Here is a 16,117-nt window from a genome sequence, read left to right as displayed (position 1 = left end):
CAGATTGATCGTCGAGAAGTCAGGTAGCGCCGTGTCAGATGAACTGCAGCCCAAGCCAGAGGATCGTTTCGCTTTCGGACTTTGGACCATTGGTCACTCAGGGCGCGATCCGTTCGGCGAAGCTACGCGGCCGGCGATAGATCCTGTTGACTTCATCCGGGGACTGGCAGAGATCGGTGCATGGGGAGTGTCATTTCATGACGACGACCTCATGACATTCGGAGCACCCGAAGCTCAGCGGCGTGCTGAGCTTGACCGTTTCAAGAAAGGTCTTGAAGAGACTGGGATTGTCTGTTCGATGGCAACAACAAATCTGTTTTGGCATCCAATGTTCAAAGACGGAGCGTTCACCTCCAATGACCGAAGCGTTCGCCGGCTTGCAGTCCAAAAGACCCTGCGAAACATCGACGTTGCCGCGGAACTCGGTGCACCCACGTACGTACTGTGGGGTGGTCGCGAGGGCGTAGAGAGCGCTGCAAGCAAGGAGCCAGCCGACGCTCTGTCTCGATACAAAGAGGCGCTGGATTTCCTTTGTGGCTATGCAATCGACAAGGGTTACGACATTCGATTCGCAATCGAGCCGAAGCCGAACGAGCCGCGAGGCGATGCCTTCTTGCCAACTATCGGACACGCCATGGCGTTCATCCAAAGCCTTGAGCATCCTGACATGGTCGGGCTGAACCCTGAGGTGGCTCACGAGACGATGGCCGGCTTGAGTTTCTATCAAGGAGTGGCGCAAGCCATCTGGCAGGGCAAGCTCTTCCACATTGATTTGAACGACCAGAAGATCGGCCGCTACGACCAGGACCTGCGATTTGGCTCCGAAGGAATCAAGGACAACTTCTTCCTTGTGCGGCTACTCGAATCAACCGGCTACAGCGGCCCCAAGCACTTCGACTGCCGTCCCTATCGCAATGAAGGCGGTGCAGGCATCTGGGAATTTGCCCGGGGATGCATGCGCACCTATCTCGCACTCGCAGCCAAGGCTCGCGAGTTCGACAACGATCCCCGCGTCAAGGAAGCGCAGGCATTGGCCGGCGTTCCCGAACTCGCGGTCCCAACTGTTGGCTCGTACTCACGCGAGGTGGCAGACAGGTTGCTGGCGGAGCAATTCAGTCCCGAGAGTCTTGCAAAACGAGGCTACGGAAATGAGGCGCTCGACCAGCTCGTCATTGATCGGATTCTCGGCGTGTAGCCGGGTCGGTGACACAAGGCAAGGAACGGTCCCAACTCAACAGCGCAAGGCATCTTGCGAGGAAAGGACAGCAACGTATGTCCAGGAAACTCTATGGAGCAGTAGTCGGCCTTGCGGCCGCCTCCTTGCTCATGGCTGCGTGCAGCAGCAGTACCGACAGCAGCAGTGATGCAAGTTCAGCTCCGGCGTCGAATTCCACGGCGAAGGTGGGTGTGATCCTTCCGGATGCCGCCTCATCAGCCCGCTGGGAGACAGCCGATCGGAAGTTCCTCGAAGAGGCCTTCACCGCAGCTGGCGTGCAGTACGACATCCAGAACGCCAATGGTGACAAAGCGAAGTTCGCCACGATCGCAGACCAGATGTTGGCGAGCGGGGTGACCTCCCTGATGATTGTCAACCTCGACAGTCCTTCGGGAGCAGCCGTGATCAAGAAGGCAGCCGCCCAAGGTGTGCCTGTCATTGACTACGACCGTTTGACACTCGGTGGTGGCGCGGACTACTACGTGTCCTTTGACAACGTGGCAGTTGGCACCAAGATCGGTGAAGGTCTGGTGACCTGCATGCAGGCCAATGGCAACACTGACGGACCGGTTGCGCTACTCAACGGTTCGCCAACGGACAACAACGCAACCCTGTTCAAGGAGGGTTACGAGACAGTTCTGAAGGATGCTGGCTACACCATCGCAGCCGACCAGTCGGTTCCCGATTGGGATAACACCAAGGCCGGCACCATCTTCGAGCAGATGTACACCAAGGCAAAGGGCAACTTTGTCGGCGTGGCAGCAGCAAATGATGGACTCGGTGGAGCTGTTGCTTCCGTGCTTGCACGCAACGGTCAGGCCGGCAAGATCCCGGTCACTGGTCAGGATGCAACCAATGAGGGTCTTCAGCGCGTGCTGCTGGGCACCCAGTGCATGACGGTCTACAAGGCTGTCAAGCAAGAAGCAGATGCCGCAGCCGCGCTTGCGATTGCTCTGAGCAATGGTGACACCGCTGCTGCAGCCTCGCAGGCAACAGGATCGACCGATGACAGCACATCGGGTAGTTCCGTGCCGTCAGTACTGCTCGTACCCCAGGCAATCTTCCCGGAGAACGTCAAGGATGTTGTCGCTGATGGATTCACCACAGCCGACGCCATCTGCACGACGGAAAAGCTCAAGGAAGCCTGCACCAAGTACGGCGTTAGTTAAGAATCAGTAGAGGAGGTGGGGGTAGGTGTGATGTCTACCCCCACCACTTCACCGGGCGGCTGCTGCAGGTGTCTGGTCTCGCGAAGATGGAGGTAGGGGATGTCCTCAGCTGTTCCGACACTTGAACTTCGGGGTGTGAACAAGAGCTTCGGACCCGTACAAGTGCTCAGCAACGTTGACTTGTCCGTGTATGCAGGGCAGGTCACCGCACTTGTCGGTGACAACGGCGCCGGCAAGAGCACGCTTGTCAAAGGTGTCGCTGGCATCTACCCCTTTGATTCAGGCGAGTATCTGTTCGAAGGCAAGCCTGTGCATGTCTCGGAGCCACGCGCTGCAAATGCCCTGGGCATCGAGGTCGTCTATCAGGATCTGGCTCTGTGCGACAACCTCGACGTGGTGCACAACCTCTTTCTTGGGCGCGAGCAATCTCGTGGCCTCGTGCTTGATGAGATCACGATGGAGCGCAGGGCAACTGAAACCCTGCGTGGCCTTTCGGTGCGAACTCTGAAGTCCGTTCGGCAACAGGTGTCGAGCCTTTCGGGTGGACAGCGACAGACAGTCGCCATTGCGCGAGCAGTTCTCTGGAATTCGAAATTGGTCATCCTTGATGAACCAACAGCCGCGCTCGGTGTTGCTCAGACAGAGCAGGTGCTCAATTTGGTCAGGCGTCTGGCTGACAACGGCCTGGCAGTCGTCATCATTTCGCACAACATGAACGACGTGCTGAGTGTCTCGGACAGTGTTGCGTGCTTGTATCTGGGCAATATGGCGGCTCAGGTGCCGGCGAATCAGCTCACCCACAGCCAGATAGTGGAACTCATCACTACCGGACGAAGCGGGGATCTTGGCTTGCACCCTGAGGTTGTCAATGGAGTCTCGGCATGAGCACTCAGGTAACCGATACCGACATTCCCGAGGCCCGCGATGAAACCAGCATTTCGCAGGCGCTGAGGGACTACTGGGGTCGAGTCAAGGGTGGCAACACCGGCTCATTGCCAGCAGTGCTCGGCTTGATCGCACTCATCGCGCTCTTCAGCATTCTTCAGGGCGGAGTGTTCTTCACAGCATTGAACTTTGCCAATCTGCTGAACCAAGGCACCGCGATCATCGTCCTTGCCATGGGATTGGTCTTTGTCCTGCTCTTGGGTGAGATTGACCTTTCTGCCGGTTTTGCCGCAGGTACCTGCGCAGCCGTTCTTGGCGTCACGCTCACTAACAACAACTGGCCATGGCCCCTTGCGCTTGCAGCAGCCCTTGCAACTGGCTTGCTCATCGGCCTTGTTCTAGGCGTGCTCGTTGCGCGGCTCGGTATCCCTTCCTTCGTCGTGACCTTGGCAGCGTTTCTCGGGCTGCAAGGTGTGATGCTGCTGATCATCGGCGAAGGCGGCACCATCCCGATTCAAAACGAGTTCCTGCTGGCCATCATGAACAACAACATGCCTGTGTGGGCCGGGTGGTTGCTCTGGATCGTCGTCGTGCTGGGCTACGCCGGGGTGAGTCTGCGCGCGATCCAGAATCGTCGCAAGCACGCGCTCGTATCGCCAGCTCCTTCAGTCTGGATTGCCAAGGTCGTGACCTTGGCGGTGCTGCTCGGTGCCGCGGTGTACATCCTGAATCAGGAGCGTCAGATAGTGCGCCCAGGCAGGGAGGCGTGTGCCAGCCCAGATGACAGTGGCTGCATCCCGGTCATTCAAGGCGTGCCGTGGGCTGTGCTGGTAGTGCTCATCCTGCTTGTCATCTTGACCTTTGTACTCGGGCGCACCTCGTATGGGCGCCATATCTACGCTGTCGGTGGTAACACTGAAGCTGCCCGTCGCGCTGGCATCGGTGTCTCAAACATCAAGATCAGTTGCTTCATGGTCTGTTCGTTCATGGCTGCAATCGCAGGTGTGCTCCTAGCCTCGCGAGACAACTCCGTTTCGCCTACCACTGGTGGTGCACAAACCCTGCTCTTTGCGGTGGGCGCGGCCGTGATTGGCGGAACCTCACTCTTTGGGGGACGAGGGCGAGTCATTGACGCCGTGATCGGTGGGCTCGTTGTCGCGGTGATTGCAAACGGCCTGCCCTTGGTCACCGACCAGTCAGGTATTCAGTACGTCGTCACTGGTGGAGTACTTCTCGTTGCAGCGAGTGTCGACGCGATCACTCGCAAGCGCTCGTCTGCCGGCGGGTAATTCACAGCCGCGATGAGAACCTCCCTAGCGGCCTCTCAGGATGAAGTGCGTCGCAATAATCTGTCGACAGTTCTTCGGCGACTGCATCTTGAAGGTCAGACCTCGCGCTCAGAACTCGTGGCTCACACCGGCCTGAATCGGAGCACGGTTGGTGCGCTCGTCAGTGAGCTGAAAGACGAGGGCCTGGTAGTTGAAGAGCCCGGAGTTTCTGGTTCGGTTGGCCGACCTTCGCTTACGGTGGCTCCGCGTGCAGAGTCCGCTGTGGTCTTGGCCTTCGACTTTCGCGTGGAACGAGTTGTCGGAGCAGTTGTCGGGCTCGGCGGGATCATCATCGATCGCGTTGAGCACACCCACATGCGCGCGGAGGTAAGCCCAGCCGTGGCCGTGCGTCAACTGCTGTCCATGTCGCACGAGCTGCTGGATTCCGTGCCGCAGGATGCACTGTGGGTCGGTACTGGGGTTGGCGTCCCCGGCATCGTGGATCCACGCGATGGACTGGTGAAGCAGGCACCCAACCTGGACTGGGTCGATGTGCCCTTGGGCAAGTTGCTCTCTCATGCCTTGCGCGACGAATTCGGTGAGGTGCCTTTCACGGTCGTCAGCAACGACGCGGATCTGGGCGCTCTGGCTGAGCACGTGCGCGGGGCAGCAGCCGGCTTGCGAAATGTCATCTATCTGTCGGGTGAGGTCGGCATCGGTGGCGGCGTGGTCTTGAACGATCAGTTGATGTCCGGGGCCGGTGGATTTGGCGGCGAAGTCGGCCACATGGTCGTTGATCCAGATGGTGCCCCGTGCAGGTGTGGCTCGCGTGGGTGCTGGGAGACCGTGATTGGACTTGACGCAATCATCAGTTGTCTGAAGAACGCCAATGGTGACACCACAGTTGCTGATGTCATCGCCTCGGCACAGGCAGGGGATCGCGATACGGTCCGCCGACTCGACGCTGTGGGAGCCTGGCTGGGCATCGGCATCAGCAATCTGATCAACATCTTCAATCCCGATGTCATTGTGCTGGGAGGTCACCTCAGTGAAGTGCTTCCTGAGGTCCGCAAGATCATCGAGGACAAGGTTGCGCACGCGATCCGAGCTTCGCGCGAACAGGTGCACATTGTGGCTCCGGTGCTTGGTGTTGAGAGCACATTGGTTGGCGCTGCTGAGTCCGCATTCGTGCCGCTCCTGGCCGGACCGATTGAGGCCCTGCGCGAGTCCAGCAGCTTTCTGACCTCCTGATGGCTCGGGCTCCGATCACCTTGCGGTGCGGCGATCTGGAACTGGGCATTGACATTGCGCATGGCGGGCGGGCGACGTCGCTGAAACTGGATGGCGTTGAACTCCTGGGAGGCCCGTCCAAGGATCCAGTTGAGCACGGGATGTATCCCATGGGCCCATGGGCCGGTCGCTTGGCTGAGAATCAACTGCATCTTGACGGGCGCTCCTGGCCGATGCCGCGCAACTACAAGGATTGGGCCCTGCATGGAACAGTGCTTGATCGGGCTTGGGTCGTGGTGGGCCTTGCCCAGGAGTCCGATCACGCCTGGTGCGCTCTGCGCACAGAACTTGGCCAGACCTGGCCCTGGCGTGGCAGCATGGAATTGACTTGGTCCTTGCATCGATCAGTGCTGCGCACCAGTCTGAGTGTGCGAGCCCATGACAGCGAATTTCCGGCGGTCATCGGCATGCATCCCTGGCTGCGCAAACGCACGCGCTTTGGGGACGCGCAATGGCAGATGTCTGGCGCTGCGCTGGCGATCAAGGATGACCGCTTCCAACTCAGTGGTGCGTTGCAGACCCCCCCAAGCGAGCACGGATCCTTCGATGACAGTTTTCGAGTCGCAGACCATCGCGCTCGTGTGACGTGGGGCCAGGAATTGACTCTGGAGATTCACCAGTCGCATTCGTGGTTTGTTGTGTATGACGCTCTCGACGAATACCTGTGCGTGGAGCCACAGACAGGACCGCCGAACGGCGTCAATGAAGGCCCCTTCGGGCCGGTCACCATGGTCACTCCGGGCACGCCGCTCAGTCAGCAGACGGCCTGGTCCTTCACGCGTGCGTAGCTGCCGGGGTCAGCGCCACTCGTGAAGACGTGCGCACCGATTCACGGGCGGCATCCAGCACTCGCAGGTTCTCGATGACGTCAGCAATCGGCACTGGCCACGGGGCATCGTGTGCCATTGCCGCGTGGACCTGCGCGTAAAAGCGCGTCCAGTTGCCTGCCTGCATGGCCACCTGCGAGTGGCTTGTCTGACCATCAGGCAGGCCGATGATCAGTTCACCAGTGAATGACTCAGCGCCCCAGTCGGGAGCCAAGGGTGACTGGCCCTCGCGGAGTCGAGACTCCTGACTGTCGGACTCTTCTATGCGAAAGCCACCATTGGTGCCAAGCACGCTGAAGCGTGGCTGCCCAAAGGCTGACACTTGACTACCGAAGAGAAGGCTCAGGGCACCGCTGGCATGAGTGAGCAGGATCTCCATATCGTCGTCGGCACCATCGTGCCGCCGCAGCGAACGGGCGTATGCCGTCACTTCCGTTACTGGACCCAGGAGCTCCATGGCCTGATCCACCAGATGAGCGCCGAAATCCAGCAGCACTCCGCCGAGATCCTGCGGGTCTGAGGACTCGCGCCAATTACCCTTGGGATCAACGCGCAGCCGCTCGAATCGCGACTCAAGGCGATGTGGCGTACCAAGAGCACCGGAGGCAATCACTGACTGCACGGTCAGGAAGTCTGAATCCCATCGCCTGTTCTGAAAGGTGTGCAGCTGGACGCCGGCTGCCTGCGCCTCATGGGCAAGCTGTTGTGCCTCAGCAGCTGATCCAGCCAGCGGCTTGTCGACGACCACATGCTTGCCAGCCGTGATCGCGGCGCGAGCATCCAGGACATGGGCGCGATTTGCGTTGGCCACCGCGACAAGGTCGATATCGGTGCACTCGTCCAGAGCTTGCGCAGTGCTCGGGTAGATAGCTATCCCAGGAATGTCAGTCCTGGCCTGCGCAATCCGATCAGGATTGCTGGTGACGACACCTCTCAATTCAAAGCCAGGCTCGGCACCGATCAAGGGAGCGTGGAAGACGCGTCCGGCCAGGCCATAGCCGAGCAGCAGGACTCCGCGCTCGTTGCTCATGTGTCTAGTGAAGCACTCAAACCGAATAGGGGAATCCCCCTAGGTCAGGTAGCCTTTCCGCCCGTGCCCGCGATCATTCTGCTCGGCTCCCAATGGGGAGACGAAGGTAAAGGCAAGGCGACCGATCTCCTGGGTGGGCGCGTCGACTATGTCGTGCGCTACCAAGGCGGAAATAACGCAGGCCACACTGTTGTCATCGGCGATCAGAAGTTCGCGCTGCACCTGCTCCCCAGCGGCATCCTGACCCCTGAGGTCATTCCCGTCATCGGCAATGGCGTGGTCATCGATCCGGCAGTGCTCTTTGCGGAGATGCGCGGGCTCAATGAGCGTGGAGTGGATACCTCCAAGCTGCTCATCAGCGCCAATGCTCATCTGATCACCCCGTATCACGTCACCTTGGACAAGGTCTCCGAGCGATTCCTTGGCAATTCCAAGATCGGCACTACTGGTCGCGGCATCGGTCCTACCTATGCCGACAAGATCTCGCGCATTGGTATTCGCGTGCAGGATCTCTTTGACACCTCGATTCTTCGTCAGAAGGTAGAGAGCGCACTTGATGGCAAGAATCAGGTGCTGGTCAAGGTCTACAACCGTCGGGCTCTGGACGTGGACGCGATCGTGGAAGCACTGCTGGAATTCGCCGAGCCACTACGCCCATATGTGGCTGACACCTCCCTGCTCCTGAACAAGGCCTTGGATGAGAACAAGGTGGTGCTGCTCGAAGGCGGTCAAGGCACTCTGCTTGACGTCGATCACGGCACCTACCCCTTCGTCACATCAAGCAACCCCACCGCCGGTGGCGCCTGTACCGGAAGTGGCATTGGGCCCACCCGCATCTCGAAGGTGGTTGGCATCCTGAAGGCCTATACAACTCGGGTTGGTTCGGGCCCTTTCCCAACGGAGCTCTTCGACGCTGATGGCGAGCGTTTGCGCAAGATCGGCGGCGAAGTCGGCACGACCACCGGCCGTGATCGCCGATGCGGTTGGTTCGATGCCCCGATCGCAAAATTTGCCACCCGCGTCAATGGTCTGACTGACACCTTCCTTACCAAGCTCGATGTGCTGACCGGCTTTGATCGCATCCCCGTGTGCGTCGCCTATGACGTCGATGGAACGCGCATGGATGAGCTGCCGATGACGCAAACCGGCTTCCATCACGCTGTTCCCATCTACGAGGACCTGCCGGGCTGGACCCAGGACATCTCCGCGGCCCGTACGGTAGAGGATCTTCCAGCCAATGCCCGCTCCTATGTGCAGTTCCTGGAAGACATTTCAGGTACCCGCATCAGCGCAATCGGCGTTGGCCAGGATCGCGATGCCACGATTTCGATTCACGATCTGATCGGCTCGAACTGAGTTCGTCTGTACTGCCCACACTGCGCTGGCGCACGGCATGATGGTCCTGTGAATCCTGAAGAGGGCAAACGGATCGTTGATCTGGATCGCGCACACGTATTCCACTCATGGAGTGCGCAGGCAGCGTTGAATCCGCTGGCAGTCCAAGGCGCTGAAGGCAGTTGGGTCTGGGACTACGACGGCAACAGGTATCTGGACATCTCCTCACAACTGGTGAACGTCAATATCGGGCATCAGCACCCCAAGGTCGTCAAAGCCATTCAGGACCAAGCTGCGGTGCTGGCCACCGTCAATCCCAATTACGCCAATGATCAGCGAAGCCAAGCCGCTGCACTGATTGCCTCATTGGCCCCGAAGCAGTTGAACAAGGTCTTCTTCACCAACGGCGGCGCTGATGCGATCGAGAATGCAATTCGCATGGCGCGTCTGCATACTGGTCGGCGCAAGGCGCTGTCCTTCTACCGCTCGTACCACGGCAATACCGGTGCGGCCATTGCTGCAACGGGTGATCCGCGACGTTGGCCCAATGAATTCGCTGATGGCCATGTGCACTTCTTCGGCCCGTACCTGTACCGCTCGAGTTTCTGGGCAGATGACCAAGCGCAGGAGTGCGAACGTGCGCTCTCGCACTTGGAGCAGGTCATCGCATTTGAGGGCCCGGCGACGATTGCAGCGATCGTGCTGGAATCCGTCGTCGGCACCGCAGGCATTCTCGTTCCGCCGCCGGGCTATCTGCCCGGAGTGCGGGCACTGTGCGATCGCTTCGGAATCGTGCTGATTGCTGATGAGGTGATGTGCGGATTCGGGCGCACCGGTGCCTGGTTTGCCTTTGAGCACTTCGATGTCGAGCCCGACCTGATCACCTTCGCCAAGGGCGTCAACTCCGGCTACGTACCTGTGGGTGGGGTGGTCATCTCGGATGAGATTGCGGCGACATTCGATGAGCGGGTCTTTCCTGGGGGTCTGACATATTCGGGCCACCCACTTGCTGCGGCATCAATCGTTGCGGCGCTCACCGCGATGCAGGAAGAAGGCATCGTGGAGAACGCACGAATGATTGGTGCGGATGTTCTTGGTCCTGGTCTGCGTGCACTGCAGGAACGCCATCCTGTGATCGGAGAAGTCCGCGGCCTTGGTGTGTTCTGGGCGCTGGAGCTCGTTGCTGATCGCGCTACGCGCGAGCCCTTAGCGCCTTATGGCGGTTCATCGGCTGCGATGGCTGATCTCCTGTCGGCGTGCAAGGACAACGGACTGCTGCCGTTCACCAACTACAACCGGCTGCACGTTGTGCCGCCGTGCACCATCACCATCGATGAAAGCAACGAGGCCTTGAAGCGACTTGATGCCGTGTTCACCGTGGTCGATCGGCACTACGTCGGTTCTTAGCGGGCTGGATAAGGTCACGCCTATGCGTGTTCTCGTGATCGGTTCTGGTGCCCGTGAACATGCCCTGGTCGCCTCACTTCTGGTCGACCCTTCGGTGACGTATGTCGCGTGCGCCGCCGGAAATGCGGGCATCGGTGCGGTTGTCGATGTATTCCCCGTCAAGGCTGAGGATCCCGAGGCCGTCGCATTGCTCGCATCTGAAATCTCTGCTGACCTTGTAGTGGTCGGGCCCGAAGGCCCGCTCGTTGCTGGCGTGGCTGATGCCGTCCGTGCGCGAGGCATCGCCTGTTTTGGGCCATCGGCTGCCGCGGCACAGCTTGAAGGAAGCAAGGCATTTGCCAAAGTGGTGATGGCCGAAGCCGGTGTCGACACTGCTCAAGCGCTCGTGTGCGCAGACATGGACGCCGTAGCGGCCGCGCTTGAAGAATTCGGAGCTCCATACGTGGTCAAGGACGATGGACTTGCCGCCGGCAAAGGGGTGGTCGTCACTTCAGACTTGGCAGAGGCGTTGAGGCATGCTTACGCCTGCTTCAGCAATGGCACAGCGAGTGTGTTGATCGAGGAGTACCTCGACGGGCCGGAGGTGTCGCTGTTCGGCATCGCTGACGGCAGGGTCATCGTGCCCCTGCAGCCCGCTCAGGATTTCAAGAGGGCATTTGATGACGATGAGGGACCCAACACAGGTGGCATGGGTGCCTATTCGCCCTTGCCCTGGGCTCCGGCAGATGTGGTGGAAGACATCACTTCGGCTGTTCTTGAACCGATGATTGCCGCAATGCAGAAGCGCGGCACTCCCTTCAGCGGCCTGCTGTACGCCGGGCTGGCGCTCACCTCGCGCGGAATCCGGGTGGTGGAGTTCAACGCCCGCTTCGGAGATCCCGAGACTCAAGTGGTCCTGGCTCGGCTGAAGACGCCTCTTGGGCAGGTACTCATGGCTTCAGCTCAAGGCACCCTCGCTGAATTGCCACCACTGCAATGGCATGAGGGCGCTGCTGTCACGGTGGTCATCGCCTCATCGGGCTACCCCGAGAGCCCTGTCACTGGCGACGCGATCCAGGGCCTTGCTGCTGCTGAGGCAATAGAAGGGGTGCAGATATTGCACGCTGGAACCAGAGTGAACGACGAAGGCCAAGTGCTTTCCGCTGGTGGTCGCGTGCTTTCGGTCACTGCCATCGGGCACACACTCAGCCAAGCGCGCGAACGGGCCTATGCCGGAGTGGACCTGATTGAGCTTGCCGGCTCTCATCACCGGCGTGACATCGCCGAGCTCGCCAGTCAGGCATGAAAGACTGCGTCAGTGACGGCCACTCTTCCAAATGTCCTTGCTGGTCGGTACGCATCTGAGGCCATGTGCTCGATCTGGTCTCCCGATGCCAAGATCGTCATGGAACGCCAGTTGTGGATCGCGGTCATGCGCGCCCAGTCCGAGCTCGGGCTCGGCGTTTCGGCCGAAGCAATTGAGCAGTACATCGCGGTCGTGGACAAGGTTGATCTGGAATCCATCGCTGCCCGCGAGCGTGTGACCAAGCACGATGTGAAGGCGCGCATAGAGGAGTTCAACGACCTTGCCGGTCATGAGCTCATTCACCTTGGCATGACCTCGCGCGATCTCACCGAGAATGTTGAGCAACTGCAGGTGTTGAAGTCCCTGCTGCTGACTCGTGACAAGACCGTTGCCGCACTGCAGCGTCTGTCCAGCTTGGCCGTGGCCTATTCCGACACCGCAATCACCGGTCGTTCGCACAACGTGCCGGCTCAGACCACCACTCTTGGCAAGCGCTTCGCATCGGCAGCCGATGAGCTGCTGATCGCCTATGCGCGCATTGACGATCTCATCGGGCGCTACCCATTGCGCGGCATCAAGGGACCAGTGGGCACTGCGCAGGACATGCTTGACCTCCTCGATGGTGACTCAGCAAAGCTCGCGGCGCTCGAAAAGGAAATCGCCCAGCATCTTGGCTTCGCGCGGATTCTGGACAGCGTCGGTCAGGTATACCCGCGCACTTTGGACTTCGACGTGATCTCGGCCTATCTCGAGGTTGCCGCCGGACCTTCTAGCCTGGCCACCACGATCCGACTGATGGCTGGACTCGATCTGGTCACTGAGGGCTTTCGCCCCGGTCAGGTCGGCTCGTCAGCAATGCCGCACAAGATGAACTCCCGTTCTTGCGAGCGGGTCAACGGCTTCACGGTCATTCTTCGGGGATACCTCACGATGGCCGCTGATCTTGCGGGTAACCAATGGAATGAAGGCGATGTCGCCTGTTCTGTTGTGCGCCGCGTCGCCCTGCCAGACGCCAGCTTCGCTATTGACGGGCTCTTTGAGACCTTCCTTACGGTGCTTGATGACTTCGGCGCATTCCCGGCAGTCATCGATCGCGAACTTGATCGCTATCTGCCATTCCTGTCGACAACCAAGGTGCTGATGGCGGCTGTGCGCAAGGGCGTGGGCCGCGAGATCGCGCATGAGGCGATCAAGGAGCACGCCGTGAGCGTTGCGTTGGCGATGCGCGAACAGTCAGTAGGCGAGAACGACCTGCTTGAGCGACTCGCAGCGGATCCTCGCCTACAGCTGTCCCTTGACGAGTTGCATGCCTTGATTGCCGAACCACTGGCCTTCACCGGAGCGGCCGCGGCACAGGTCCAATCGATCGTCGGTCGGGTGGCAGCGATCACTGCTGAGCATCCGGTTGCCGCCGGCTACTCACCTGGAGACATTCTGTGATCGCTGCACCTGACTACGGCCTGTCGGCCGAGTACGAGCACGTCTACTCAGGCAAGGTGCGCGATCTCTATCGCACACCCGAAGGGCGACTGCTCTTCGTCGCAAGTGATCGCATCTCTGCATACGACTGGGTCCTGCCGTCGCTCATTCCCGATAAGGGGCGCATCCTGACTGCGCTGTCCCTTTGGTGGTTTCGGCAGTTGGAAGACATCGTTCCCAACCACGTCACCCCGGGCAAAGTGCCCGATGAGGTCAAAGGCCGCGCGATGGTCTGTGCCGATTTGGACATGCTTCCGGTGGAGTGCGTGGCGCGCGGATATCTCACGGGGTCTGGCCTAATCGAGTATCAGGCCAAGGGTTCGATCTGCAATGTGGGCCTGCCACCTGGCTTGAAGGATGGCTCCTTGCTGCCCAAGCCGATCTTCACCCCGGCAACCAAAGCCGCGATCGGCGATCATGACGAGAACATCAACTTCGACGAAGTCATCGTGATGATCGGCCAAGAAGAGGCGCAGGAGCTCAAGCGACTCACGATGGCCATCTATGAGCGAGCGTCGGAGATTGCCGATGAACGCGATCTGATTCTCGCCGACACCAAGCTTGAGTTCGGTATCGCAAAGACCGGACGATTCAGCGGACGCATCATGCTGGCTGATGAGGTGCTCACTCCCGACTCCTCACGCTTCTGGCTGCGAGACACCTGGTCGCCGGGCGGGCAGCAGCCCTCCTTCGACAAGCAGTTCGTGCGCGATTGGCTGACGTCTCCAGAGTCTGGCTGGGACAAGTCCAGTGGCCAGCCGCCACCGGCGTTGCCTGAAGACGTCATTGAGCAAACCCGTGCGAAGTACGTTGAGGCTTACGAACGACTGACCGGAAAGCGCTTCGCGTGACCACATGGCTGGTCACCGGCGGCGCCGGGTACATCGGCAACCACGTGACGCGCGCGCTGCTCGCCAGCGGCCGTGACGTGGTGGTCGTGGACGACCTCTCCACCGGCAATGCGGCACGCATTCCGGATGCGGCGGTATTCGTCCAGGCATCCGTCGCCGACAGGGATGCCCTCACCAACGTGCTCACTGAACACCAGGTCGATGGCGTCATTCACCTCGCTGCGAAGAAGGCTCCGGCGGCATCGATCGACACCCCGCTGCATTACTACCGCGAGAACGTCGGCGGGATCATCACCTTGCTGGAGGCAATGGCTGATGCAGGAGTCAGACGCATCGTGCACTCGTCGTCGGCCGCGGTCTACGGCACGCCAGTCAGCAACCCGACCGCTGAGTCAGCTCAGATCAAGCCCGAGTCGCCCTATGGCGAGACCAAGGTCGTCAGCGAGTGGGTTGTGAAGGCCGAGGGCATCGCCACTGGCCTCAGCTGGATCGCGCTGCGCTACTTCAACGTCGCAGGTGCGGGCAGCGACGAACTCGGCGATACCAGCATCAACAACCTCATCCCCATGGTCTTCGACGCGCTCGAGCGCGGGCGCGCGCCGCAGATTTTCGGCGACGACTACCCGACCCCCGACGGCACGGCGATCCGCGACTACATCCATGTGGTCGACCTCGCCGATGCCCACGTCGCCGCTGCGGCCCACCTTGAGCATCAGCAGGAGGCACAGGCCCTCAATGTCGGGCGCGGAGTCGGCGCCTCCGTGCGTGAGGTCATGGATGTCATCTCCGATGTGATCGGCACCGATGTGCACCCTGTGGTGGTCAGCCGACGTCCGGGAGATCCTGAAGATTCGACCGCGGCCACTGCTCGCATTCACGAAGTGCTCGGCTGGCAGGCCCAGTACGACCTGACGGCGATGGTGGCCTCTGCATGGTCGGCGTGGGGTGCCCAGCACGGGCGATAGTTCCTTCCAGTCCTCGGGACTTTCGCCACTGCACGCCTCGCGGCAGTCGGGCTAGCCTCTAAGTGGAGGCAGTGCCATGAAGGTGAATCATGGTCGACATAGGGCTGCGGCTGTGATGGTCGCTGCAGCCATTGCTATTGCGGCCATGACGGCAACCCAGACAGCGCAGGCCGGCACCGACAACGAGCCGCCTGTGGTGCTGCTGTCGCCCGCCGCATGGATACAGAACACTGTGCCTGTCTATGTGCCGATCGGGCAGGGCTTCGACTTGAAGTATCAGTTGAAGGACGACAGCGGAGAGTCCAGGCTCACGTTTGTGCTGTACTCCGGTGGCACGATGGTCCGGACCGTGGGCCCAATGGAATTGGTGCCCGCCAACGGGTCAACCCAGTCGTGGCACATGGATCCGGTCGCTCCGACGTCCGCCGAGACCTCAGGGCCGTTCTCGGTCTGTGCCATCGCGGTCGATGCGAGCGGCAAGGCGTCTGCGCCGAGCCCTCAGGAGTCAAAGGCCTGCACTTGGCTGGCTCTTGAGGTTCCTATCGCGCCGGTGGCGAATGGCTGTGGCGGCCAGCAGTGGGGTCCGACTCTGGGCAAACTGCAGAGCTCCGTGCTCAATGCGCAGTCCTTCGGCGGCGTCAGGGTGGTCTTCAAGTCGGCCTGCGACGCCCACGATGCCGGGTACTCGGGCGTGACGGCGCGTGATCCCGTTGCCGATCGAGTGTTCAACTACCGAACGCTGTCGCGTGAGTGGATCGACAACCAGTTGTTCTGGGACATGGCCACGCTGTGCCAACAGCAGCTCAAGCCGGGAATGGTCACGGCCAACCAGTACAAGTTGTGCGATCCAGGCGTGAGCCTGAAGCGTTACCTGAGCGGGGTCGGCTGGGGTGCAGTCGACCTGGACACCTATGTCCCTCCCGGCGCTCACGTCTACTACGAGGCGGTGCGCAAGTACGCCCGCAAGGCCTATGACACTGACAGCACGATTCCTGGAGTCCAGTACGACGAGAGCGTGCCGGTGACCGTTCCCCCCGCCGGTGGCAGGAACGGCACTTGAGCGGCGACCCTCGTCACGTTCTGGTGCCTGCTCGGCGGTCAGTAGGCTGT

The 16,117-nt window shown here is 60.5% G+C and carries 14 protein-coding genes; 13 read left to right on the top strand and 1 reads right to left on the bottom strand.

The features are described from left to right. Positions 1-31 precede the first annotated feature (31 nt). From xylA to Q8M73_11935, 6 genes are all read left to right on the top strand, one after another. Positions 32-1,195 (top strand): xylose isomerase, encoded by a 1,164-nt coding sequence (xylA, locus tag Q8M73_11960; protein ID MDP2289266.1) that lies wholly within the window; start codon positions 32-34, stop codon positions 1,193-1,195. A gap of 77 nt (positions 1,196-1,272) precedes the next feature. After that, the gene (locus Q8M73_11955) at positions 1,273-2,385 is read left to right on the top strand and encodes a substrate-binding domain-containing protein (protein ID MDP2289265.1); all 1,113 of its coding nucleotides are present in this window, start codon (positions 1,273-1,275) and stop codon (positions 2,383-2,385) included. Between the two features lie 99 nt (positions 2,386-2,484). Then, complete coding sequence (locus Q8M73_11950) at positions 2,485-3,270, top strand: ATP-binding cassette domain-containing protein (protein ID MDP2289264.1); 786 nt, start codon at positions 2,485-2,487, stop codon at positions 3,268-3,270. Continuing rightward, positions 3,267-4,559, top strand: coding sequence for an ABC transporter permease (locus Q8M73_11945; GenBank protein MDP2289263.1), 1,293 nt, complete (start codon positions 3,267-3,269; stop codon positions 4,557-4,559). The genes Q8M73_11950 and Q8M73_11945 overlap by 4 nt, the downstream gene beginning before the upstream one ends. A gap of 12 nt (positions 4,560-4,571) precedes the next feature. Continuing rightward, positions 4,572-5,789: an ROK family transcriptional regulator gene (locus Q8M73_11940; GenBank protein MDP2289262.1), complete on the top strand. Its 1,218-nt coding sequence runs from the start codon at positions 4,572-4,574 to the stop codon at positions 5,787-5,789. Continuing rightward, positions 5,789-6,616, top strand: a complete 828-nt coding sequence (locus tag Q8M73_11935) for a hypothetical protein (GenBank protein ID MDP2289261.1) — start codon at positions 5,789-5,791, stop codon at positions 6,614-6,616. The genes Q8M73_11940 and Q8M73_11935 overlap by 1 nt, the downstream gene beginning before the upstream one ends. On the opposite strand, the gene Q8M73_11930 is transcribed toward Q8M73_11935, so the two are convergent. Continuing rightward, entirely contained in the window at positions 6,603-7,685 is a 1,083-nt protein-coding gene (locus Q8M73_11930) for a Gfo/Idh/MocA family oxidoreductase (GenBank protein ID MDP2289260.1), read from the bottom strand. The genes Q8M73_11935 and Q8M73_11930 overlap by 14 nt on opposite strands. Before the next feature lie 63 nt (positions 7,686-7,748). Between Q8M73_11930 and Q8M73_11925 the strand changes: the two genes are divergently transcribed. The 7 genes from Q8M73_11925 (at position 7,749) to Q8M73_11895 (ending at position 16,067) form a co-directional block, all read left to right on the top strand. Then, positions 7,749-9,041 (top strand): adenylosuccinate synthase, encoded by a 1,293-nt coding sequence (locus Q8M73_11925; GenBank protein ID MDP2289259.1) that lies wholly within the window; start codon positions 7,749-7,751, stop codon positions 9,039-9,041. Between the two features lie 48 nt (positions 9,042-9,089). Beyond that, on the top strand, positions 9,090-10,427 hold the full coding sequence (locus Q8M73_11920; GenBank protein MDP2289258.1) for an aspartate aminotransferase family protein: 1,338 nt from the start codon (positions 9,090-9,092) through the stop codon (positions 10,425-10,427). 22 nt (positions 10,428-10,449) lie between these two features. Next, a complete protein-coding gene (gene purD / locus Q8M73_11915; protein MDP2289257.1) occupies positions 10,450-11,712 on the top strand; it encodes a phosphoribosylamine--glycine ligase in 1,263 nt (420 codons plus the stop codon). A gap of 12 nt (positions 11,713-11,724) precedes the next feature. Then, positions 11,725-13,152, top strand: coding sequence for an adenylosuccinate lyase (gene purB / locus Q8M73_11910; protein MDP2289256.1), 1,428 nt, complete (start codon positions 11,725-11,727; stop codon positions 13,150-13,152). Further along, positions 13,149-14,042, top strand: a complete 894-nt coding sequence (locus tag Q8M73_11905) for a phosphoribosylaminoimidazolesuccinocarboxamide synthase (protein MDP2289255.1) — start codon at positions 13,149-13,151, stop codon at positions 14,040-14,042. Before purB ends, Q8M73_11905 begins: the two co-directional genes overlap by 4 nt. Continuing rightward, entirely contained in the window at positions 14,039-15,007 is a 969-nt protein-coding gene (galE, locus tag Q8M73_11900; GenBank protein MDP2289254.1) for a UDP-glucose 4-epimerase GalE, read from the top strand. The genes Q8M73_11905 and galE overlap by 4 nt, the downstream gene beginning before the upstream one ends. 76 nt (positions 15,008-15,083) lie before the next feature. After that, on the top strand, positions 15,084-16,067 hold the full coding sequence (locus Q8M73_11895; protein ID MDP2289253.1) for a hypothetical protein: 984 nt from the start codon (positions 15,084-15,086) through the stop codon (positions 16,065-16,067). The last annotated feature ends 50 nt before the right edge of the window (positions 16,068-16,117 follow it).

Source organism: Actinomycetota bacterium (genome assembly GCA_030684515.1).
Lineage (GTDB): Bacteria > Actinomycetota > Actinomycetes > S36-B12 > S36-B12 > UBA11398.
Note: the sequence above shows the minus strand (reverse complement) of the source record. Positions and strands in the feature narration are given on the sequence as shown.

Excerpts from the sequence above, each read along its gene's own strand:
- Q8M73_11955 (MDP2289265.1), top strand. The coding sequence starts at position 1,273 with ATGTCCAGGAAACTCTATGGAGCAGTAGTCGGCCTTGCGGCCGCCTCC.
- Q8M73_11950 (MDP2289264.1), top strand. The coding sequence starts at position 2,485 with ATGTCCTCAGCTGTTCCGACACTTGAACTTCGGGGTGTGAACAAGAGC.
- Q8M73_11945 (MDP2289263.1), top strand. The coding sequence starts at position 3,267 with ATGAGCACTCAGGTAACCGATACCGACATTCCCGAGGCCCGCGATGAA.
- Q8M73_11940 (MDP2289262.1), top strand. The coding sequence starts at position 4,572 with ATGAGAACCTCCCTAGCGGCCTCTCAGGATGAAGTGCGTCGCAATAAT.
- Q8M73_11935 (MDP2289261.1), top strand. The coding sequence starts at position 5,789 with ATGGCTCGGGCTCCGATCACCTTGCGGTGCGGCGATCTGGAACTGGGC.
- Q8M73_11930 (MDP2289260.1), bottom strand. The coding sequence starts at position 7,685 with ATGAGCAACGAGCGCGGAGTCCTGCTGCTCGGCTATGGCCTGGCCGGA.
- purD (MDP2289257.1), top strand. The coding sequence starts at position 10,450 with ATGCGTGTTCTCGTGATCGGTTCTGGTGCCCGTGAACATGCCCTGGTC.
- Q8M73_11895 (MDP2289253.1), top strand. The coding sequence starts at position 15,084 with ATGAAGGTGAATCATGGTCGACATAGGGCTGCGGCTGTGATGGTCGCT.